At 36.6% G+C, this 22,368-nt stretch carries 19 protein-coding genes; 7 read left to right on the forward strand and 12 right to left on the reverse strand.

Annotated elements, in window-relative coordinates:
* Window positions 1-552 precede the first annotated feature (552 nt).
* The 3 genes from ACT9TX_RS06200 (at window position 553) to ACT9TX_RS06210 (ending at window position 8,156) form a co-directional block, all read left to right on the forward strand.
* Window positions 553-3,363 carry an outer membrane beta-barrel protein gene (locus ACT9TX_RS06200; protein ID WP_481337379.1) on the forward strand — a complete coding sequence of 937 codons (2,811 nt, stop codon included), beginning with the start codon at window positions 553-555 and terminating at the stop codon, window positions 3,361-3,363.
* Between the two features lie 158 nt (window positions 3,364-3,521).
* Window positions 3,522-4,619, forward strand: coding sequence for a DUF4407 domain-containing protein (locus ACT9TX_RS06205; protein ID WP_481337380.1), 1,098 nt, complete (start codon window positions 3,522-3,524; stop codon window positions 4,617-4,619).
* 183 nt (window positions 4,620-4,802) lie between these two features.
* A complete protein-coding gene (locus tag ACT9TX_RS06210; RefSeq protein WP_481337381.1) occupies window positions 4,803-8,156 on the forward strand; it encodes a hypothetical protein in 3,354 nt (1,117 codons plus the stop codon).
* On the opposite strand, the gene ACT9TX_RS06215 is transcribed toward ACT9TX_RS06210, so the two are convergent.
* The 4 genes from ACT9TX_RS06215 to ACT9TX_RS06230 all read right to left on the reverse strand — a co-directional run bounded on the left by ACT9TX_RS06215 (window position 8,157) and on the right by ACT9TX_RS06230 (window position 10,936).
* Window positions 8,157-9,341, reverse strand: a complete 1,185-nt coding sequence (locus tag ACT9TX_RS06215) for a hypothetical protein (RefSeq protein WP_481337382.1) — start codon at window positions 9,339-9,341, stop codon at window positions 8,157-8,159.
* Window positions 9,342-9,472: 131 nt separating this feature from the next.
* Entirely contained in the window at window positions 9,473-9,889 is a 417-nt protein-coding gene (locus ACT9TX_RS06220) for a type II toxin-antitoxin system VapC family toxin (RefSeq protein ID WP_481337383.1), read from the reverse strand.
* A 3-nt stretch (window positions 9,890-9,892) separates the two neighbouring features.
* Window positions 9,893-10,150 carry a DUF6364 family protein gene (locus tag ACT9TX_RS06225; RefSeq protein ID WP_481337384.1) on the reverse strand — a complete coding sequence of 86 codons (258 nt, stop codon included), beginning with the start codon at window positions 10,148-10,150 and terminating at the stop codon, window positions 9,893-9,895.
* Between the two features lie 57 nt (window positions 10,151-10,207).
* Window positions 10,208-10,936, reverse strand: coding sequence for a pyridoxine 5'-phosphate synthase (locus ACT9TX_RS06230; protein WP_481337385.1), 729 nt, complete (start codon window positions 10,934-10,936; stop codon window positions 10,208-10,210).
* Between the two features lie 341 nt (window positions 10,937-11,277).
* On the opposite strand from ACT9TX_RS06230, the gene ACT9TX_RS06235 reads away from it, so the two are divergent.
* Window positions 11,278-13,116 carry a UbiD family decarboxylase gene (locus ACT9TX_RS06235; protein WP_481337386.1) on the forward strand — a complete coding sequence of 613 codons (1,839 nt, stop codon included), beginning with the start codon at window positions 11,278-11,280 and terminating at the stop codon, window positions 13,114-13,116.
* A gap of 175 nt (window positions 13,117-13,291) precedes the next feature.
* Window positions 13,292-13,972, forward strand: a complete 681-nt coding sequence (locus tag ACT9TX_RS06240) for a murein L,D-transpeptidase catalytic domain family protein (protein ID WP_481337387.1) — start codon at window positions 13,292-13,294, stop codon at window positions 13,970-13,972.
* 100 nt (window positions 13,973-14,072) lie between these two features.
* Here ACT9TX_RS06240 and ACT9TX_RS06245 read toward each other — a convergent pair whose 3' ends face one another.
* The 5 genes from ACT9TX_RS06245 to ACT9TX_RS06265 form a co-directional block, all read right to left on the reverse strand.
* Window positions 14,073-14,861: a DUF2452 domain-containing protein gene (locus ACT9TX_RS06245; RefSeq protein WP_481337388.1), complete on the reverse strand. Its 789-nt coding sequence runs from the start codon at window positions 14,859-14,861 to the stop codon at window positions 14,073-14,075.
* Between the two features lie 174 nt (window positions 14,862-15,035).
* Window positions 15,036-15,668: a deoxynucleoside kinase gene (locus ACT9TX_RS06250; protein WP_481337389.1), complete on the reverse strand. Its 633-nt coding sequence runs from the start codon at window positions 15,666-15,668 to the stop codon at window positions 15,036-15,038.
* A 23-nt stretch (window positions 15,669-15,691) separates the two neighbouring features.
* Entirely contained in the window at window positions 15,692-16,186 is a 495-nt protein-coding gene (gene folK / locus ACT9TX_RS06255; RefSeq protein ID WP_481337390.1) for a 2-amino-4-hydroxy-6-hydroxymethyldihydropteridine diphosphokinase, read from the reverse strand.
* Window positions 16,186-16,647, reverse strand: a complete 462-nt coding sequence (locus ACT9TX_RS06260; protein WP_481337391.1) for an RES family NAD+ phosphorylase — start codon at window positions 16,645-16,647, stop codon at window positions 16,186-16,188. The genes folK and ACT9TX_RS06260 overlap by 1 nt, the downstream gene beginning before the upstream one ends.
* A complete protein-coding gene (locus ACT9TX_RS06265) occupies window positions 16,644-17,096 on the reverse strand; it encodes a hypothetical protein (RefSeq protein ID WP_481337392.1) in 453 nt (150 codons plus the stop codon). Before ACT9TX_RS06265 ends, ACT9TX_RS06260 begins: the two co-directional genes overlap by 4 nt.
* 167 nt (window positions 17,097-17,263) lie before the next feature.
* On the opposite strand from ACT9TX_RS06265, the gene ACT9TX_RS06270 reads away from it, so the two are divergent.
* Both ACT9TX_RS06270 and ACT9TX_RS06275 read left to right on the forward strand, forming a co-directional pair.
* Entirely contained in the window at window positions 17,264-18,385 is a 1,122-nt protein-coding gene (locus tag ACT9TX_RS06270; protein WP_481337393.1) for an ABC transporter permease, read from the forward strand.
* Window positions 18,386-18,387: 2 nt separating this feature from the next.
* Window positions 18,388-18,879, forward strand: coding sequence for an SRPBCC family protein (locus tag ACT9TX_RS06275; RefSeq protein ID WP_481337394.1), 492 nt, complete (start codon window positions 18,388-18,390; stop codon window positions 18,877-18,879).
* Window positions 18,880-19,024: 145 nt separating this feature from the next.
* On the opposite strand, the gene ACT9TX_RS06280 is transcribed toward ACT9TX_RS06275, so the two are convergent.
* From ACT9TX_RS06280 to ACT9TX_RS06290, 3 genes are all read right to left on the reverse strand, one after another.
* Window positions 19,025-20,323, reverse strand: coding sequence for a radical SAM family protein (locus tag ACT9TX_RS06280; protein ID WP_481337395.1), 1,299 nt, complete (start codon window positions 20,321-20,323; stop codon window positions 19,025-19,027).
* A 122-nt stretch (window positions 20,324-20,445) separates the two neighbouring features.
* Window positions 20,446-21,027: a hypothetical protein gene (locus ACT9TX_RS06285; protein ID WP_481337396.1), complete on the reverse strand. Its 582-nt coding sequence runs from the start codon at window positions 21,025-21,027 to the stop codon at window positions 20,446-20,448.
* A 60-nt stretch (window positions 21,028-21,087) separates the two neighbouring features.
* Entirely contained in the window at window positions 21,088-22,206 is a 1,119-nt protein-coding gene (locus ACT9TX_RS06290; protein WP_481337397.1) for a 5-(carboxyamino)imidazole ribonucleotide synthase, read from the reverse strand.
* Window positions 22,207-22,368 lie beyond the last annotated feature (162 nt).

A 22,368-nucleotide genomic window follows, 5' to 3' on the forward strand; every position in this document is an offset into this window, starting at 1 on the left:
TGTGGTGGAAATCCTGAAAAACTAAATGAAGTTTTATTGTGTAACACCTCATAAATATCTTTCGTACACCTATGGTGTCCTCACGTACCATTTTTATTTTTGTTTCGTGAAGACATGAAACACGTTTGAGTATGAACCTTCGCCTTAGTACGTGTCCTCAAGTACCATTTTTATTTGAGTTTCGTAAAGACACAAAACACGACTGAGCATACACCAAAACCCGTTGCGCCCTTTGCCTTCTTTGTTTCGTTGCGTGAAAACCTACGCTACCATAAAAGCTGCATAGCGAACAGAACGTACAAGTGTAGATGCTTCGCAAACTCAGCACAGGCTGCACAAAAGTATCATAGTAGTAATGCAGTTGGTAACCAAAAAAATACCTATTAAATTGCGGATTGTCGGCTATCTATCTTGCATTTCAGCAGATGCTTCCTTCGTCAGCATGACACCACCAATATTTATTAACCTTCATTAACGTTATAGCTAAGTTTATTAACTGCTATTGCTTTGGGCAGCTTTTAGTTTTGGCCAATCAAAAAAACTATCGCTGTTATGAAGCCAATTTTAGTCATTCTGAGTGTATTGCTTGCTGTATTTGCAAGATGTCAAAATCAACCAACGGCGGTAAAAGGTCGTGTGTACGATACGGCTTTTAATAAGGGCTTGCCTTATGCCACGGTATCGGTTGTAAAAGCGACTGACTCTACATTGGTAAGCTTTACAAGAGCCGATTCTACGGGTAAGTTTACCATAGCGCAATTAGGGAAAGGCAATTTTATTTTATCAGCATCGTATGTGGGTTTTGCTACCGTGTGGCAGCCATTTACCGTAAAAGACAACCAAACTACCGACCTTGGTAATATTGCATTAACGGACGTAAAAAAGCTGGCCGATATAACCGTAAATACCAAAAGACCACCTGTAACCATTAACAACGATACACTTGAATTTAACACCGAAAACTTTAAAACTGCACCCAATGCTGTGGTGGAAGATTTACTGAAAAAGCTACCTGGTGTGGTGATTGAAGCCGATGGTACGGTGAAAGTAAATGGCCAAACAGTAAGACGTGTATTGGTAGATGGTAAAGAGTTTTTTACAGGTGACCCTAAAATAGCTACGCAAAATTTAGATGCTTCGGCAATAGATAAAGTACAAGTATTTGATAGAAAAAGCGACCGTGCACAGTTTACAGGCATAGATGATGGTAATAGCGAAAAAGCCATTAACCTAAAGCTGAAAAAAGATAGAAAGAATGCCACATTTGGTAGAGTAATGGCTGGCGCAAATGGTAATGATAGATTTGAAAGTCAGGCTAATATTAACCGCTTTAATGGCGATAAACAGATGAGCTTGATAGGTATGGGTAACAATACCAATAAGCAAGGTTTTAGCATAAGCGATGTATTGAATTTTACTGGTGAATTGAGCAGAGGTATGCGCAATGGTGGTGGCGTAACTATTAGGGTAAATGATGGCAGTAACGATAATGGCTTGCCTATAACTGGCCTTGGGCAAAACCAACAAGGCGTAGCAGAAACCTATGCTGGCGGCATTAATTACAACAACTATTTTAATAAAAAAACTGACCTTAATAGCAATGTGCTGCTAAGCGATATAAGATTAAATACACAGCGTAATACTAGCAGGCAAAGCTTTTTGCAAGATGGTACGAGTAACTTTTATAATGGCACAAGTAACGCCCTGAAACATAATCAGCAGCAGCGTTTAAACTTTGTATTAGACCAAAAAATAGACACGTTTACTTCGCTTAAAATTACACCACAATTAACCTTTCAAAAGAATAACAATAACACAAGTACTGGCTATGCCACAGTAAATAGCAACAATACCAAATTGAATGAAGGCATTACCAATACCAATAGCAATGCGAATGCGGTGAATTTTAATAATACGGCTTTGTTTAGAAGACGCTTTGCTAGAAAAGGAAGAACCCTTTCTGCCACCATTACCAATGCTTACAATAACAGTAGCTCAACTGGTGACCAATACACTAAAAATACCTTTTACACCAATGGTACTAATGGCAAAGACTCGATTATTTACCAACAAAATAGTCGTGATGCTATTAGTAGAAGCTTTGGTAGTTTGGTGACTTATACCGAGCCATTGGGTAAAAAATCGTTGTTAGAATTTAGTGGCTTTTACAACACTAGCTCAGGTGAAAGCAACCGTAAAACCCTTGATTTTAATGGTCTTTCAGGCAAGTTTGATGCTGTAAATACCAACCTGACAAATGATTTTAGTAATAATTATACCTATGCAGGTGGTACGTTTAATGTAAGAACCAATTTGCCCAAGTTTACCTACAGTGCAGGTGCATCGGTACAAGCAGCTACATTAACTAGTAACAACAATTCAAAAAATAGCAGTATCAAGCAATCGTTTACCGACGTGTTGCCTTCGGCCAATATTCAATTTAAGCCTAACCAAAGTAGTAGCCTTGGTATTAACTATACCACAAGTACGCAACAGCCAACCACTACACAGTTACAGCCTATTGCAGATATAAGCGACCCGCTAAATATTGTGTATGGTAAAGCTGATTTAAAACGTAGTTATCAGCAGTCAATAACGCTGAATTACTTCAGCACCAATATTTACAAGCAACGCAATTTGTTTGCTTTTATAAGTGGCAATGTTACCAATAATGCCATTGTATATGCAGATAGTATTTATAGCAACGGTGCAAGAGTTTCAAGACCAACCAACGTGAATGGTAACTATTTTCTTGTTGGTAATGTAAACTATGGCTTTGGTATTAAGAAGCTAAAAAGTAGGGTAGAACTTGGTTTAAGTAGCAATATCAGTCGCAATATTGGCTTTGTAAATGGGGTAAAAAATACCATTGATTACAGTACTATTGGCCCAAGTATTAACTACAATTTTAGCCTAGACAACAAAATAGATATAAGAGCAAGTGGTAGATTGAACTTTAGTAGTTCTAAAAACTCGTTGCAACCACAGTTAAGCAATAATTTCTTGCAACAAGTGTATGGCTACGAAATGACCAATTATTTACCAGCAGGTTTTATTGTTACCAATAATTTCAGCTATACCATCAATAGCGGTAGGGCAGATGGGTTTAACAATAAAGTGCCTTTATGGAATGCCTCAGTAGCAAAAAGCTTTCTAAAAAATAAACGAGCAGAATTGAAACTAAGTGCTCTTGATTTGCTCAATAAAAACCTAGGTATCAATAGAAATGCCAACTTGAATTATATTGAAGATGTAAGCTACAATGTGCTACAACAGTATTTTTTACTCAGTTTTACCTTTAGTTTAAATAAAGCTGGTAAAACTGCAAGTGGCCCAAATGTGATGATTAGAACCTTTAATTAAACCTTATATATCAACCAAAACAACACAGGCTGCTACCATTTGGTAGTGGCTTTTTTGTTAAGTAAAACTTATTTTGTGTATAAGCAGATACTTTATTTAACATAGTACCATATAAAAGGATAGATTTGTAATAGTTTACACCGCCAACCCCCTTTTTTATGCGCAAATTCTTATTATTCCTATCAAAAACCGATAGTTCTGTTATTGAAAAATGCAGCGAAGCCACCAAAAATATTCAAGCATCATTAGGCTTTTTTGTATTGCTTACAGGCGTTTTGGCTTTTATCTCGGGTAGTTTGGCAGTATCAAATATGTTTATTACTGCCGATGCCATAACTGGCAAACCGCAAATGGCATTTGTTGGTTGGTTGTTTTCTGGCATTATTGGTTTGGTGTATGCAACTCTAATTATGGCTATTGATAGAGAAATTGTGGCAGCTTCAACCAAATGGGCTGTTGTGCTGAGAATTCCTTTGGCCATCATCATCAGTTTGGTAATTTCTGTACCAATAGAATTACAATTATTTGACGCTAGAATTACCAAGCGATTGGTAGAAAATATGCGTGTTGAAAATCAGCAATTAGCCGATAAAGTACACCAAAAAATGGTGCCTTTTGAAAGTCGCAGAGATACTTTACAGAAAATAAAAAATGCTGCATTAAGAGACCGTACCAATTGGGGCAATATTATGGATATAGAAGTGGTGGGCACTTTACGAGATGGTAAACAACGACCAGCAGGCAAAGGCAATGCCTATAATTCTGCCAAAAGCAATAAGGAAGAAGCTGATATGTTAATCAATAGAACTGATAGTGAATTGGTAAAAATACAGCAGCAAATTGCAGGGCTACAATCGCAAACAGATTCTACGGTAAAGGTGGATAGAATTGGTCATTCGTACGATTTGTTATCTAAATACACAGCCTTGCAGGAAGTAAAAGCCACTGACAAAACAGGTGCTGCTAGCACGATGAGTTTGGGCATAACATTCTTGTTTTTGCTGTTTGAACTCATTCCTTCCATCATGAAATTATTGCTGCCAAAAACTGAATATGATATTTTAATTGACATTAGACGAAACCTCAACATTAACACGGCTAATAAAATATTTTCTGACGCAACTACTGAATATAATAGCTTAAACATTGATGCCATCACTACAAGAAATCCTGTAATTATTAAGAAAGTGTTTCAATCGCAAGGTGATGTGATGCCAGAAGATTTGGCAAAGGAAGCTGCAGCAACAACAGTGTAGTATTCTTTATTTCATGCATCATTCTGTTCAAATACTCAATCTTATCGTAAGTCTATCGTTATCATTGCATAAAATTGAGTATTTCTGCGCAAAGCTATCACCATATTGCTAGGTTGTTGTGTTTGGGTAAATGTTCAGGCCCAATTATCAAACCTTACCACTAAAAAAATTGCAGCTAAAGGCGTGGTTACAATTGATAGCAAAACCATTGTACCTAATTCTGTTAGCATCAATAACGTAGACACTTCTTTTTATACACTAAACCCATCAAAAGGTGAACTGGTATGGCGCAAAAACCTAGCAGTTGATAGCGTCACCATTACTTATAGAACTTTATCTTTTGCATTTAATAGTACCGCAAGTAGATTCAATTACGATAGTGTAAAAAATAATTTTTTAGCGCCACAACCTTTTGTTTTTAATAGAAATAATCAGCAGAAAAATGGTAATGGTTTGTTTGATTTTGGTACTATAAACTACAACGGTAGTTTTGGTAGAAATTTAAGTTTTGGTAATAATCAAGACGCTGTTTTTAACTCACAATTGAACTTGCAAATCAGTGGCTTTATAGGCGATAGTATACAAATTGCAGCAGCCATAACTGATAATAATATTCCTATTCAACCTGATGGTACAACGCAGCAACTCAATGAGTTTGACCGCATTTTGCTGCAATTTAAAAAACGTGATTGGGAATTAAATTTGGGCGATATTGACATTAGACAAACGAATGCTTATTACCTTAATTTTTACAAACGCTTACAAGGTGTATCATTTGCGCAAGCCAATAAAATAGGCAAGCAAGGCACTAACAAGTTGCTAGTAAGTGGCGCTATTGCGAAAGGTAAGTTTACACGTAATGTTTTTCAAGGGCAAGAAGGTAACCAAGGCCCATACAGGCTTACAGGCGCTAATAACGAATTGTATTTTGTGGTTTTGGCAAATACAGAGCGCATATTTATTGATGGGGAATTAATGCAACGTGGTGAAGATCAAGATTATATTATTAATTACAATACCGCAGAAATAACGTTTACGCCCAAGCGAATGATTACTAAAGACAAGCGTATTCAGATTGAGTTTGAGTATGCTGATAGAAATTATTTAAACTCGCTTGTTTACGCAAATGATGAATTTGAATGGCGTAAAAAGCTGAAGGTAAATATTGGTGTGTATAGCAATAGCGATGCTAAAAGTTCGCCCATAAATCAAACGCTTGATAATAAACAAAAACAGTTTTTAGCCAACCTTGGTGATAGTATACAAAATGCGTTTTATCCTGTCGCTGGTATCGATACTTTTTCTGCTTCTAAAATTCTGTATGCACGCATAAAACTCAGTAATAGCAACGATTCTATCTATTATTATTCTACCAGCAAAGACAGTGCTAAGTACAGTTTAAACTTTGTAGAAGTTGGGGTAAATAAAGGTAATTATATACCGTTGCTAAATAGTGTAAATGGCAAAGTGTATCAATACATAGCACCAATTAATGGCGTGCCACAAGGTAATTATGAGCCAGCAACTTTTTTGGTAACGCCTAAAAAACAACAGTTAGTCAACCTGACTACGCAGTATCAATTGAATGATAAAACGGTTTTAAAAACTGATATGGCTTTAAGTAATTACGATGTGAATACCTATTCGCAAAAAGATAAAACTAATAATACTGGCTATGCTACAAAGTTTCAACTAGAGCGAAAAGGTTTATGGTATTTTATCAATAAAAAAGTACAGCTAAATACCAAGCTTGGTTATGAATACAATGATGCGAATTTTAAACCACTAGAGCGATTAAGAACCGTAGAATTTACTAGAGATTGGGGCTTGAATTTGCTCAATAACGCTACTTATGAAAGTTTGCCAACGGCTATAATAGAAATAAAAGATGATAGTAGCAATTTGCTACAATACACAGCGGCAGGCTATTTTAGAGGTGATGGCTATAGTGGTTTTAGACAATCATTATTACACCAGCATAACATTAAAGGCTGGCAAATTACCAGTAGTTTTAACTTAACAAATAATAATGCTATACTTACAAAAGGCTTTTTTTTAAGGCCAAGTATTACGGTAAATAAACTATTGCCAAAATTTAAAAACTTTGAAATTGGTGTAGGTTATGCGTTAGAACATAATTTGCAAAAGAGCAGTACTACCGACACTGTAAATGCGGTAAGCTTTGCTTTTGAAACCATTACTGCTTTTGTAAAAAGTAATCAACAAAAAGATAATCATTGGACGATTTCTTACAATACACGCAGCAACAAATTGCCTTATAATCAAACCTTATTAGCTACCGACAGAAGCCATAATTACAATTTATTGGTAGAACTTTTGCAAAAAAAAAAGCATCAAGTAAGAGGTAATATTACTTACAGACAATTGCAAGTTGTAAATGAAAAAATCACCAATCTGAAAGCAGATAATAGCTTGCTTGGTAGGGTAGAATATGTGATAAACGAATGGAACGGCTTTGTAACTGGTAATGCTTTATACGAAATAGGTGCAGGTCAAGAGCAGAAAAAAGACTTCTCTTACATAGAAGTGCAAGCTGGCAGAGGTCAATACACATGGAACGATTATAATGCTGATGGTATTCAACAATTGAATGAATTTGAGCTAGCTCAATTTCAAGATCAAGCAAAGTTTATACGCGTATTTACGCCTACAAATGTGTTTGTAAAAGCCAATTATACACAGTTCAATTACAGCTTATTGCTTAGCCCAAGAGCTTTGGCAAATAGTATTAAGAATAAGCGTTTTAAAAATATCATTACAAGGTTTAGTGCTCAATCTGCTTTGCAAACTGGTAAAAAAATATTAGCGCAAGGCAATCCTGAGTTTAATCCATTTACAGGAAAAATTGCTGATACGGCTTTGATAAGTTTGTCGCAAGTAATCAGTAATACCTTGTCGTTTAATCGCTTTAGTAGTAGCTGGGGTGTTGATGTAAGCAATGTATCTAATTTCTCTAAAAGCCTTTTAACCTATGGTTTTGAAAGCCGACAACTGAATGAATGGACATTTAGAGGAAGGATAAATATTAAACGTAGTTACACATTTGAAGTACTACAAAAAGTAGGTAGTAATAATTTGCTGACACCAAATTTTAACAATAGAAACTATGCTTTAAATACATTGAGTAGTGAGCCAAAATTTACTTACATCAATGGCACTAAGTATCGTGTGCAAACAAGCTACCAATATGCTCAAAAAACGAATAGTATTTTGTATGGCGGCGAAAAATCTGTTACACATTCACTCAATATAGAAGGCAAATACAATGCTGTACAGAACACAAGTCTAACAGCCAAATTTACCTACAGTAACATCTCGTATACAGGTGCTACCAACACAACTGTAAGTTACATTATGCTAGATGGATTGTTGCCGGGCAAAAACTACTTGTGGAATATTGAGTTTACCAAACGCTTGATAAACAACTTAGAGATAAGCTTTAGCTACGAGGGTAGAAAGCCCGGTGAAACACGAACTATCAATATAGGCAGAGCGTCAATTAGAGCACTTTTGTAATTACTTTTTGGGTGGTGCTTGATACTCTAAAACGACCTTGGCATTCTTTTTATCGTCTGAAGTAATATACACTTCATAGCGTTTTCTACCTGCTGTAATTACCATCAATGCTGTGTTTGGTGGTGTATCGCCTAAGTTTTCAGCAACTGTAATAAGCTCGTATTTGGGGTTTTGCTCGTCTAAATGAACTGTAAGTGTAAGTGGCCTTGTATCTAATCTACCTCTGTTTATTAATACTTGATTATTATGGTATACAGTAATCGTATCATTGTCTACCTGACCATTATCGTAGTAATCAATCTGCACATCTTGTTGGTCTACAATCAATGTTTTTTGCAAATTATTCTCTCTTTCTAGCAATACTTTAGGCACTTTAAGAGTAGGCGCTATTTTATTGGGCTGAGGTATTGTAGGCACTAATGCTTTAGGTTTTACTACTGTATCTACTGTTGCAGGTTTTGATGGTGATGGCGCTTTTGGCGCATCATTTTTAGTAATTACAAAACCTTCAGCACCTGGTTTTATTTTAGGTGAAACACTGCTATTGGTTAATGGTTTTTGGTTGGGTGTAGTAGGTTTTGTAGGTGCTGTTACAGGCTTTTTTGATGGGCTTGTATTGCTTGGTGTGTTACTAGTTATTGGCTTTTTTGCTGGCGTTTCGGGTGCATTTTTTCCTAAAGCTGCTAGTTCTTTTTTCTTCAATAAAAAGGGTTCTTTTTCAAATTCTGTAGTAGTTACTTTTTCTAAAAAAACAGTACCAGAACCGCAGTCTGAATTTTTATCGCCTACGCTTATAAAGTCACCAGTCAGGGTTTCTTTATTGCCATTTTTTTTGTAGTCTAAATAATAAGTCATCAAACAAGGGGAAAGATTACCAGTAGTTTTTACTTCCAATAGTTTTACTTCTTTTACAATAATATTTTTCGTCTTTTTTGTGTAAATGCCTTGGATAGATGCTTTTCCGTAGAATACAACTGTTTTATATGAGTAAGTTACACCGTCGATACTATTATTTGATAAGTTATTGATTTGCATTTCGATTTTATATCTATCCTCAGTAGGCCTGCCTTTCACTAAATCAAAATCTTTTTGAATAAAATAGCCACGCCAAATGCCTGTAAGGCTTTGCGCTTTACCAAAAACTACAGATAATAAAACAATGAATGAAGTAAACGTTAATCTCATATTCTTATTCGATTATGCAAATTACACAACGCTAACATTAAAAAAGCGTTAAAGGTTGTTAAAACACCGAAAAGTAATGGTTATTGGAAAATAATTGGGTGTTTTTTGATGCTGAATATAACTTTAGACCATCAAATGGCATATTGCCTTAAAAAATCTTCAGCATTTAGTACTGGAATTTCTGAAAAATGAAAGTCATTTAAATCTTGCGTTACGATGCAACCGCAATTTGCATTTAGCGCTGCGTAATATTCTAATCCATCCTCAAAATCAAGAATTTGTTGATTATTCGATACTTTCAATACATCACTTTGCTTGTTTTCAGCTATTTGAATTTTTTTAGCTAACAATGCTAATTTCTTTTTTGCCAAAACAGCACCACTTTTTTTGCACGAAAAATAAAATGCAATGGCAAAGCAAATAGGTGAAGTGTATAGCTGAAACTTTTGATGATCTGCTAGGCTTAAAACTCTTACTGCATAGCTAAATGCAGGATATTCTTTGTTTAAAACCGTTACTAAAATATTCGCATCAAGAAATACCTTCATCGCTTACTTTCTTGATTGATAAAATTCATCTTTTAATTTCTTGCTGTTTTTGCGTTGTGCCACATATTCAGCAGGCCCTTCAGCGGCAATATTTATCCAATCAGAAACAGGTAAATCTTCTAACGATGTGTAATTATTTTTAGTAAGCTTACTGTATAAAAACTCTGTAAGCCTAGATAGGCTTATGTTGTGGCTGTCTGCAAATTGCTTTGCTTTTGCTATCACTTCTTCATCAAAGCTTAAAGTTATTTTTGCATCCATTACATTTATTTTTATACCACAAATGTAATTATTCTATACGTAAAAAATAAAAATTCTCTAAATTAATTGTCTTTTATATTGCTGTACAGCATTTTCGTAACCTATGTACAAGGCGTCACATACAAGCGCATGACCAATGCTTACCTCATCAAGCCAAGGTATTGTTTTTGCAAAATATTGAAGGTTGTGTAAGTCTAAATCATGGCCAGCATTTAACCCCAAGCCTAATTCTTTTGCCTTTAGTGCAGCTGCCAAATATGGTGCTATTACCGATTGTCGATTATCTATTGTTGCTTCTTCAAAACCTTTTGCGTAGCCTTCTGTATACAATTCTATTCTATCAGTACCAGTTTGCGCAGCGCCTTCAACCATTTCAATAATTGGGTCTACAAAAATGGATACTCTGATGCCAGCATTTTTAAACACACTAACAATATTGATTAAATAGTCTTTATGTGTAATTGTGTTCCAACCATGATTGCTCGTTATTTGCCCCAAAGCATCTGGCACAAGGGTTACTTGGTGCGGTTTTACAGCAAGTACTAGGTCAACAAATTTTTGTTCTGTAGGATTACCTTCTATATTGAATTCTGTAGTAATGATTGGCATAATGTCGTACACATCTTGGTAGGTAATATGCCTTTCATCTGGTCTAGGATGCACTGTTACACCATCTGCACCAAAACGCTGTGCATCAATAGCAGCTTGCTTTACATTAGGATTGTTACCACCACGACTGTTACGTATCGTAGCAAATTTGTTGATGTTTACACTCAGTTTCGTCATGGTGCAAATGTAGTGTGCAAAAAGCCTTTGTTTACTTTCAAGCCATTTACCAACTAAGATATTTATGGCGCGCCCTGCTTGTGGCAGGTCGGGCTGTTCGTTGCAAGTCCTCGTGCAGCAAAGCTGCACTGTGGGCTTTATCTCATTTCTTTTATTGTTTTGGCTTTGATGAGTCTTAGCAATTTCACTGCCATTCCTCGCGCAAAGCCTAGAAAATTCCCTGCTTACCAAACCAAAATTTCCTGCTTAGGAAATTTTTAATCTCTACCCAATAAACTTTTATAATCTACGCAGCTTAGCTTTGATGCCCAACTATTTGTCTCAAAAGCTGTTAGTATTATATGTCGTATTCATCCCTAGAATCTTGCTTACTTGATTTAGAAAAAAATAACCAACTCGTTCGTATTAAAGAAGAAGTTGACCCATATTTAGAAATGGCAGCAATTCACCTACGTATGTACGAGGCAAAAGGGCCAGCTATTTTGTTTGAAAATGTAAAAGGCTCAAAGTTTAGAGCTGCTTCTAACATTTTCGGTACGCTAGACAGAAGCAAATTCATTTTTAGAGACACTTTTAAACTCGTTCAGCAACTCATCGATTTAAAAGGCAATCCAATGGAAGCCTTAAAGCACCCATTGGCAAATATGGCCACAGGCTTAGCTGCGCTAAAAGCTTTGCCCTTAAAAAATCCTATCAACAAACCCGTACTTTATCAAGAAATAAGCATTTCAGATTTACCATTAATTCACCATTGGCCAATGGATGGTGGTGCATTTGTAACCTTGCCACAAGTGTACACTGAAGATGCCGATAAGCCAGGCATTATGCAATCAAACCTTGGTATGTATCGCATACAAATAACTGGTAACGATTACGAATTAAACAAAGAAATTGGCTTGCATTACCAACTGCACCGTGGTATTGGTGTGCATCAAACAAAAGCTAATAAAAAAGGCTTGCCACTAAAAGTGAGCTGTTTTGTTGGTGGCCCACCATCGCATACATTATCGGCTGTAATGCCTTTACCAGAAGGTATTAGCGAAATGACTTTTGCTGGTGTAATTGGCGGTAGACGATTTAGATATACGTATGAAGATGGATTTGCTGTAAGTACCGATGCTGATTTTGTAATTACAGGTGAAGTTTATCCGAATGAGAATAAGCCTGAAGGCCCTTTTGGTGACCACTTAGGTTATTATTCTTTGCAGCACGATTTTCCTTTAATGCGGGTACATAAAGTGTATGCAAGAAAAAATGCCATTTGGCCATTTACTGTTGTGGGTAGGCCACCACAAGAAGATACCAGTTTTGGTGAATTAATCCATGAACTAACAGGCGCAGCTATACCACAAGAAGTGCCCGGTTTAAAAGAAGTGCATGCGGTTGATGCTGCAGGTGTACATCCTTTGTTACTAGCCATTGGTAGCGAACGCTATACACCTTACACACCTACTAAACAGCCTGCAGAAATATTGACCATTGCCAATCATGTGCTTGGTACAGGGCAATTGAGTTTGGCTAAATTCTTATTCATCACAGCCGATGATACTAACCAACTAACCACCCATAACGTGCAACACTTTATGGAATATTTATTGGAAAGAATAGACCTTACAAGAGATGTTCATTTTTACACAAACACCACTATAGACACACTTGACTACAGCGGTACAGGTTTAAATACTGGTAGTAAAGTGGTATTTGCAGCCTACGGCGAAAAACAAAGAGAATTATGTAAAGACATACCGCAATGTTTGAAAGAATTACAAGGTTTTGCGAACCCACAATTGGCTATGCCAGGTGTCATTGCTTTGCAAACAAAAAAGTTTACCACTTACGAAGCTGCACACCAAGAAATGGAAGCACTTAACCAACAACTTACAACCTACAACTCAAAACTCACCCAAACACCTTTCATCATCATTTGCGATGACAGTAGTTTTGTAGCTGAACGCATTGGTAATTACCTGTGGGTTGCTTACACACGTTGCAATCCTAGCCACGATATTTATGGCATTAACGCATTCACACAAAACAAACATTGGGGCTGTAAAAGTTCACTAGTCATTGATGCTAGAATAAAACCACACCACGCACCACCAGTAGAAAAAGTGCCTGAAATTGAGAAGAAAATAGATCGATTATTTGAAAAGGGTGGTAGTTTGTACGGTGTGATATAACTGTTAAAATTTCAGTTTTGGGCTGTTTAATTGCATCTCCTTAGCTTTCGCTAGGTATATTCGTCACTCAAAAAACAATATCTACATCGTCTGCCTATGGCTCAATAGTTTACTTAAAGTTATCAAGAACATGCAGATACAGGATTTTTCAAAATGGGGGTTGTTAGCTTTTATAATGGCATTTACTTTCAATCGAACAGCCATTTCTTCAACCGAAAACCATACAACAGTAATCGCAGCTACGCACATTAAACCCGATTCTGCTCAGTGGTTTTTGTACGATAGTTTACAGCTAAATCTCAAAGGCTTATCTAAAGAAGCATACAATTATGCTTTGGCCGGCTACAATAAACTTTTACAAGCTGGTAAAATTAAAAATGATGAAACCCTTACCATCATCGATTTTAGTTTGCCTTCTACCGCAAAAAGATTATTTGTTATCGATCTAAAATTGGGCGAAGTATTATTTAACACCTTAGTATCGCATGGTAAAAACTCAGGTAAAGCCATCGCATCGCAGTTTTCTAATAAAGCCAATAGCTACAAAAGCAGCTTGGGCTTTTTCATTACAAGCAACACATACATTGGCAAACATGGCTTATCACTTCGCTTAGAAGGCGAGGAAAAAGGCATTAACGATAATGCTTTAAACAGAGGTATCGTTATGCATTGTGCTGATTATGTAACAGAAGATTTAATTAATTCGCAAGGCTATATTGGTAGAAGCGAGGGCTGCCCAGCAGTACCACAGCAAGAACATAAAGCCATCATCAATACCATTAAAGATGGTAGTTGCTTATTTATTTACAGCCCAGTAAAGCAATACCTTACTAAGTCACGATTGATAGAAAGCTAGTTAGCTTTTACCCAACATATTATTGCCACAAGTACGCAAGACAAGATTTTATCTATATCTGAGCATGCTTGTGGCAATGTCTATTTTAAGATGTTTGTGTTTAGTTTACCTCAACCCAAGTATGGTCAGCTAGTAACCTTACCGAAGCTAAAAATTGTTTAAATGGCCCGTTACCGCCCCATTCTTTTGGCGATACCAGCGATAACATATGTGTGCCATCTTTCTTCTCGTACAAGTGGTACACATGACCAATTTGTGGTTTAAAACGTAGCATCGCTTCGTATATCATCAAGCTTAGTTCTTTGCGTTTGTTTATTTCCTGTGCTTGCCTTGCTAGTAGTTCTATTTGTTGTTTTATTTGGTCAAGCTGCATGTTGGTTTGCTCTTCCATCGCACTCAAAGCCTTGTGCTTAATCACACCTTCTTTGGTAGGTCGTATAGCCACACTGCCAGCGCTCGATGCGTAAGGCAACACACTCATTTGCTTGTGGTAAATCTCAATATTGGTAAATGGTTCGCCATTTTCAAAACCCTTGTGCGTTACTTTCATGTAGCCATTAGCCAAAATCTCGTTGGTTACAGCCAGCACCAGTTTGTCATCTTTAAAAAACTGCGTTTCTATGGTAGAAGCATTGGTAATATCAGCCACAATCGTATCAGCCAAATCTTGGTTGTCAAAAGGTTGCTTTTCGCCATTGGGGTTTACGCTGTATTGTGCATAAAATGCATCATTCGTTACCGATACCCAATTGGTACTAATGCTTAATTCCTTACCATTATTTACGCTATCTATTTTATAATTACCACTTTTAGGTGCTACACCAAATTGAAAATCACACTTCTCAGGAAACAACTGCCACGATGCCAAAAAATTATACGCTTGTACCATAATGCTTGTAATAACACTAAACGCTAATAAAGGTTGAGAGAAGCCACAAAGGAACAAACATTGCAAAATAGATGCGTGAAAAAGAATTGTGCTTGTAATTGACTTTATTGATGTAAGGCAGTTTACTTGCCATCAATAGAGTTGATGTAAATTCACCTTAGACTATACAGAAAATTATGGCAGCGTAAAATAATGTTGACCACTGTCATAGTCTTTATACAATGCATCAAGCACTACTTGTAAGTGCTTGGGATTATCTAAAAAATCGGCATTACTCGCATCAATAAAAATGGTTTTGATATTGTGCTGTTTGATATAGCTGGTATAGGTTTCTTGCAGGTTAAACAAGTACTCATCAGGTATGCTTTGCTCGTAGCTGCGGTTGCGCTTTTTGATGTTTGCTTGTAAGCGTTTTATAGGTGCATGTAGGTAGATAAGAATATCAGGAAAAGTCATTTGCTGATGAATGATGTCGTAGAATTTTTGGTACAATCTAAATTCTTCTTCGGGCAAATTTACCTTAGCAAATAGCAAACATTTGGTAAACAAGTAGTCTGAAATAGTGATATTCTGAAACAAATCTTTCGTGTGTAGCATGTCTTTTAACTGCTTGTAACGCTCGGCCATAAAAAATAGCTCCACAGGAAAAGCATACTGCTGAGGATTCTCGTAAAACTTGGCTAAGAAAGGATTATCTGCAAATTCTTCCAATACAATTCTTGCATTAAAATGCTTGGCTAACAAGTGTGTTAGCGTCGTTTTTCCCGCCCCAATATTTCCCTCAACAGTAATAAAATGATACTTCATGCTAGCGCCAAAATTAGCTGCGATTAACTAGCAGTTGGCGTAATTTTTTGCACATCTAAGGTGTCTGTACAAGCCTGTAATAGCTGGCTTATCGTCTTTTTTTCAACAGGGTGAAATAAATTGGGTGCTACTTCTGCCAATGGCATGAGTGCAAACTTGCGCTGCGGTAAGGCAGGGTGGGGCAGTTGTAATATGGCAGAATTATTTACCAAGTCGTCTATCAATAAAATGTCTATATCTATGGTTCTTGGGCCAAACTTGATAGTGCGAATTCTGCCAAGTTGTGTTTCTATATCTAGCAATTGTTGCATTAAGTTTTCTGGCTCAAACGAAGTTTTTATTACCAATACTTGGTTGTAAAAAGATGGTTGCTCTGTAAGGCCCCAAGCGGCTGTTTCATAAACCGATGATTCAGTTGAAAATAAACCCACCTTTGAGGTGATGATACGTTTTGCTTGTTGTAAAAATGCAAGTTTGTTACCTAAATTAGTACCCAACAATAAATATGCTTTGTGCATTATACGGTTTTAAATAATCGGTTATCAAAACTAAATGATCGCACTTTTTTAATGCGTACTTTTTTTGAAAAATCAATGTGCTGTGGATTCAATACAATGTTATTTTCTTCTTCAATAATGGCAGATGGTACTTGCAAACAAAGGTTGTTGCGATTGGTTAGAAAATCATTACCCATCAATTGAGAATATGTAGCATCTAACTGCCAATGCTTTTTTAATTTTTTATTTCTGATGGTATTGCTAATTGTATCATCAATCGTTATTTCCATTAATTGATTAGCTAAAATATCTTGATAGGTTTCTTTATGAATAAACAATTCTACCAACGCCAAAGAAATAGTATAGCTTGTATAAACAGCTGGTAAGCCAATGCTATTCCATCTACCACCAAAAAGCATGGCACCTTTTCCCGATAAATCATCAATAAATTGCTTTGGCGCAAATCTGTAAACAGTAATCATGAATACACGTTATAAAGAATTCTTCCTACCTGGTTAATGGTTTCTTGAATACCTTGTGTGGTATATAAAGACTGGAAATTAATTAATTGTCCCATTACATTTTTATCTTTTTTTAACCATTTGTAAAATGCATCGGCACTAACAAAGGTTTTCAGCCCTAGCTCTAGCAATTGTTGTATATGTAAAATTCTATCAACATAAATACCCTCAAAGGCGGTATTATTTAATGCATATCGTTGTAGTGTTCTGTCAGATAAATGCAATATATTGGCCCATTCCTTTTGTGTAAATGGTACTGTAGCAGCTATTTTCTCGAACTTACTGTATGTAAAAGTGGCTACTTGTACCATGCGTGGCATTGGTGGCATGGCTTTGTAGGCAACCATTGGTTCTTTTGCAATATTGGCTGCGGTAATTTTTGATGTTTTATAGTGTATTGACTTCGCCATATTTGGACATTTGTCATTCAAAGATACGACATTTGTCTTTCATTTATATACTTTTCTCATTTTTTATTTTTCTATTTTTTAAATGAATATTTTATTGTTGTTAACTCATTAACATTGTTGTTTTCATAAGAAAAAATAATCAATAGATTTGCCCGAACAATTTGATTATGAGCAAAGCCTATAGCCAAAGCAAAGCCCTTGGTGCCATTACCAAAGCTAGTTTTTTAGCCAATCTTAAAAATCCGCAATCCCTTGTTTTTAGCTTGGTATTTCCGCTGGTGTTTGTATTTATTTTCGGTGCTTTTGGTGGTGGTGGACTCACCAAATTTAAACTAGCACTAGCCCCTAATTGCGATACAGCAAATGTGCTGTTTCAAGCATTAAATAAGCAACCGTTTATTAACTTTCAGCGCTATGCCGATACGGCTTTAATGCGTAGCGATTTAGAGAAAGGCAAATTGGTTGGGGTGATTGATATACAACAACTAGCTGTAAATAATACAGCAGTTAAAAATCCTGCGCCAACCTTTACACTAAACATCAAATCTACCTCAGCAAGTGCGGCAGAACTAAGTCAGTTAAAGCCTTTGCTAGAAAATATTGATAACAGTTTAGAAAAGAAACTTAATGGTAATACGGCACAATTTGTAACCATTAAAACTGAGATTTACAATGTTCGTGAATACAAGCAAATAGACTTTGTATTGCCAGGGCAAATTGGTTTCTCGCTCTTATTTTCAACCTTGTTTGGTATTGCATTTACCTTTTACAACTTGCGTGAACAGCTAGTATTAAAACGCTTTTACGCCACACCTGTTAATCGTCTCAATATTTTATTAGGCATTGGGTTTAGCCGTATTTTCTTTCAGTTAATCAATGTTTTGGTGCTAATAAGCGTAGGGCATTTCTTTTTAGGGTTTACGTTAGCTCATGGTATTATTACTTTTATAGAAATGGTATCGTTGAGCATTCTGCTATTAATGCTGCTAATGGGTGTGGGTTTAATTATTTCTAGCGTGGTTAAAAACGATACCATGATACCATTAGTGATTAATATTTTTAGCTTACCGCAAATGTTATTATCTGGTACCTTCTTCTCTATATCGGTATTTCCACAATGGTTGCAAACCTGCTGTAAAATACTACCACTAACGCACTTTAATTTGGCAATGCGCAAAATATCTTTTGAAGGCGCAAGCATTATAGATAGCTGGCAAAATATTGGTGTATTGGCTTTGTGGACGGTTGGTATTTATGTTATTGTGTTACGTGTATTTAAATGGGAATAATCATGCGATTTATAAAATTGATAGGCTTTAGTGTAGTGATTTTATTTGCTTTGGTAACAGCCTTGGGCTTATTGTTTCCTTCGCAGGTATTGGTATCAAGAGCGGTAGATATTACTGCGCCTAAAGACAGTATTTTATTGCTGGTAAAAGATATTAATGGCTGGAAAAAATGGGTTGCAGGCATGAACGACCAATCGGTTGTGATTAGTTCGCCTACAAAAGCCTTACTTGGTAAAACAGATGTGACCATTACAAAAGTGAGTGATAGCAGTGTGACTTCTGTTTGGGTAGGTAGAAATGGTAACCAACAAATAGCTAGTATTAATGTATTTGGCGATAGTACACGTATACAAACGGTGGTACAATGGGAATTTCAGCAGCAGCTAAAATGGTACCCTTGGGAGCGTTTTGCCTCTATTATGAATGACAAAATATTGGGTACAATGATGGAAAAGAATTTGAATAATTTGAAAGTATTGGCTGAGAAAAGATAGGAACACAGATTAGGCGGATTGAGCAGATTTGCACGGATTATTTTGGCACTAAAAAATTTAGTTATTGCCCTAATATAAAACAGAAAAGCACAGACCTTTCAATCTGTGCTTTTCTGTTTCAATTAGTGCTATTAGCGTTCCTATCTTAATAATGCGCAAAGTCTTTGCTATAATCGCCTTTTATACGCTCAATTGGTGGGTTGAAGTAGCCATATTTTACATGCGGAAATTCTTCTTTAATCAATTGTTGTAATTGTTTTATACCCATTATTTCGCTAGTATCAGTAATACCTATTTGGCCTAAATACCAGTCAGGGTCTATATTAAAATTACGCCACTGAATCATGTTTAAATCGGTGTCAATAATCAATTTGCGCAGCGCTTCGTATTCTTCTACACTATCTGTCATACCAGGAAACACAAAGAAATTAATGCTAGCCCAGCCACCATAGCTACGCATTACTTTTAAGCTCTCAACAATGTCTTCAAACTGGTAATTATTAGGACGATAATACGGTGTGTAAATATGCTTTCTGGCAGAGTTTGTACTCACACGAATACTGTTTAAACCTGCTTCACACAAGGCTTTTACCGCATCGGGTTTAGAACCATTAGTGTTAATATTAATGCTGCCTTTATCGGTATGTTTTCTTATTTCAATGATGGCTTCACGAATTGTTTCCCACATCAACAGCGGTTCGCCCTCACAGCCTTGCCCAAAACTAATTAAAGGATAAGGTGCGTTCATTAAGTGTGGTACGGTAAACTCAACCACTTCTTCTGCCGAAGGCTTAAATGTTAATCTGTCTTGTGGCGAGGTAATGGTTTCTTCCTGCGGCTGAAACGATACACAACCAATACAGTTGGCGTTACAAGCCGGCGACATAGGTACAGGACATTCCCATCTGCCCAAGCTTAAATTTCTTGCAGCAGGGCATGTGTAAGTATTGCAACAGTTTTCCATCAAATGCTTTACCAAACGGTTATGTGGGTAAGCAGCCAACATTTGCTGTGTACCAGCGGCTATTTTAGCTTCATCGTAGCCAGCAGCTTCTTGTCTAATGTCATCCTCAATTCTTACACCAGCTACATAAAAAGTATCGTTGTGCCAAGCCGCAGCCGTGTAGCAAAATAAGGGCAGGGTAGGTGCATCTGGCAAAGTTTCGTAAGCTGCTATAAACAAACCTGTATGTGCAGGTGGTATAAAGGCAGCAACGGCCCAACCTTTTTCGCACAAGCGCATATCGCCTGTAAGCACATCAATACCAATACCTCTACGGCCGGGTAACTCGTATAAATTACCACCTTCAGGTAGTTCTATCCAATCTTCAACTTCTACAGGGTAAGCATCCCAACCAGCACGCCCTACAGCGTACAAACTGGTATCTTCAAAAATATTTCCCTGACCGTCTGAGTATAAAATATATGGTGATTCTGTAAGCATTTGTGGTGAATTGTGAAAGGTGAAAAGTGAATAGTCAAAGGTCAGTTGTCAGTAGTCATTAGTAACTAAAACATAGAACTCTTAACTTGTTAAACTACTAAACTAATTAAACTCGAAACTGCCTAAACTACTTTGACTAATTGTTCTTTGCAAAATTGGTTAAACTCGTCTTCAACTTGTTTTTCTACTGGGTCGTTAACCTGTTTTTGAATGAGTGTGTTATTTTTTAAATCGATGGTCAATAAACCGTCTTTTAATACCACATTATTTACATCTTGCCACAAAATGGTTTTTCTAGGAAAGCTGTTAAATACAATTTCTTCCCCATCAAAAGCCGCTTCGGGAGATACTTTTACTGGCTTTTCTAAAAAGCAAGCAACAATGTAAATAAGTGTTACCAACTTGCCTTTGGGTACCACAAACCAGCCCCATGCAGCAAACATAACTGCAAAGCGATAATAAGGTGTAATGCCACGTTTTACTTGGCCAGCGCAAAACGTCCACCAAACGATGATGAGACTACAAATAAATACCAATAGCCAAGCGCTACTAGGTTTTAATAAAGCATTTTCTTGCGATAATGATACATAAGCCACATAAGCAAAACTACCAAGCGATAGCAATAGCATAAACTGGCTCATCCAGTCTATTACTTTAAAATCGGGCTTTTTAAGTACAATGATGTAATCGTATTCTTTAACCATAAATGTTTGTGTGTAAGTGTTGTAAAGCCTGTAAAGGTAAGTAAGGCTATATTGAAAATGTTAAGCCACTACTTTTAGCAAATGCTTGATTTTGTTGGCTTTGTAGGTTAAATCTTGGTAATCGCTGCTAATAATGGTAACGTGCCCCATTTTTCTACCCGGTTTGGTTTCAGCTTTACCGTATAGATGTACAAATACGTTAGTCATGGTCAATACTTCTTCTAAGCCTTGATATTTGGCAGGGCCGCTAAAGCCTTGTTCACCAATAATATTCACAATAGCTGATGGCAAAATAGCATCGGTATTGCCTAAAGGATATTGTAATAAAATACGCCAAAGCATATCGTATTGGCTGCTGTAATTGGCTTCAATGGTGTGGTGACCGCTATTGTGTACACGAGGGGCTATTTCATTTACTAAAACATTCTCATCTCTATCAATAAACAATTCAACGGCAAAAAGCCCGGGACTTTTTAGTTCTTGCACAATTTTTATCGCCATCGCTTCAGCTTTCCAAAGTGCTTTTTCAGCAAGTTTTACAGGCGAAATTTGATAATCGAGTAAGTTTAATCTGGTATCAAATACCATTTCAGCAGGCGGATAAATAACGGTGTCGCCTTTTTCGTTCATGGCTACAATCAGTGCAATTTCTTTATGAATATTCACCATTTTTTCAAGCACAGAAGGCGCATTAAAGCCTTTGCTGATAGCTGTTTCATCACGTAAAATTTCTACGCCTTTGCCATCGTAACCGCCTTCACCAAGCTTGTGTACGGCTGGTAAAAAGCTAATGTGGTTTTGTAAGTCTTGCTGATTTTGTGTGATTACAAATTCAGATGTAGGTATTTGATGCGTTTGATAAAATTGCTTTTGAACGATTTTGTTTTTGATAGTACGTAAAGCCGAAGGTTTTGGATATACACGAATACCTTCTTTTTCAAGTGCCTCAAGTGCCTCAACGTTTACGTTTTCTATTTCAATGGTTATAGCATCTAGGCCTTTACCAAAATTGTACACGGTATCAAAATCTGTAATGCTGCCTTTTGTAAAATGATGGCACAAATGCGCTGCGGGTGCATTAGCATCGTTTTCTAATACATACGTTTCTACAGGATAGTTGGCTGCTGCTTGTAATAACATTCTACCTAACTGACCACCACCTAAAATACCAACTTTCATTATCATATTCATTTATGCAGCGAAGATAATAGTTGCGATTTTATACAGCTAATAATGATGTCAACAGGCTTTATTTATTCGCTTAGATAAAAGTTGCGCAGCGAACAGAACGTACAAGTGTAGATGCTTCGTAAACTCAGCACAGGCTACACAGAAGCTAAA

The sequence above is a fragment of the Parasediminibacterium sp. HNIBRBA5674 genome (genome assembly GCF_056745525.1).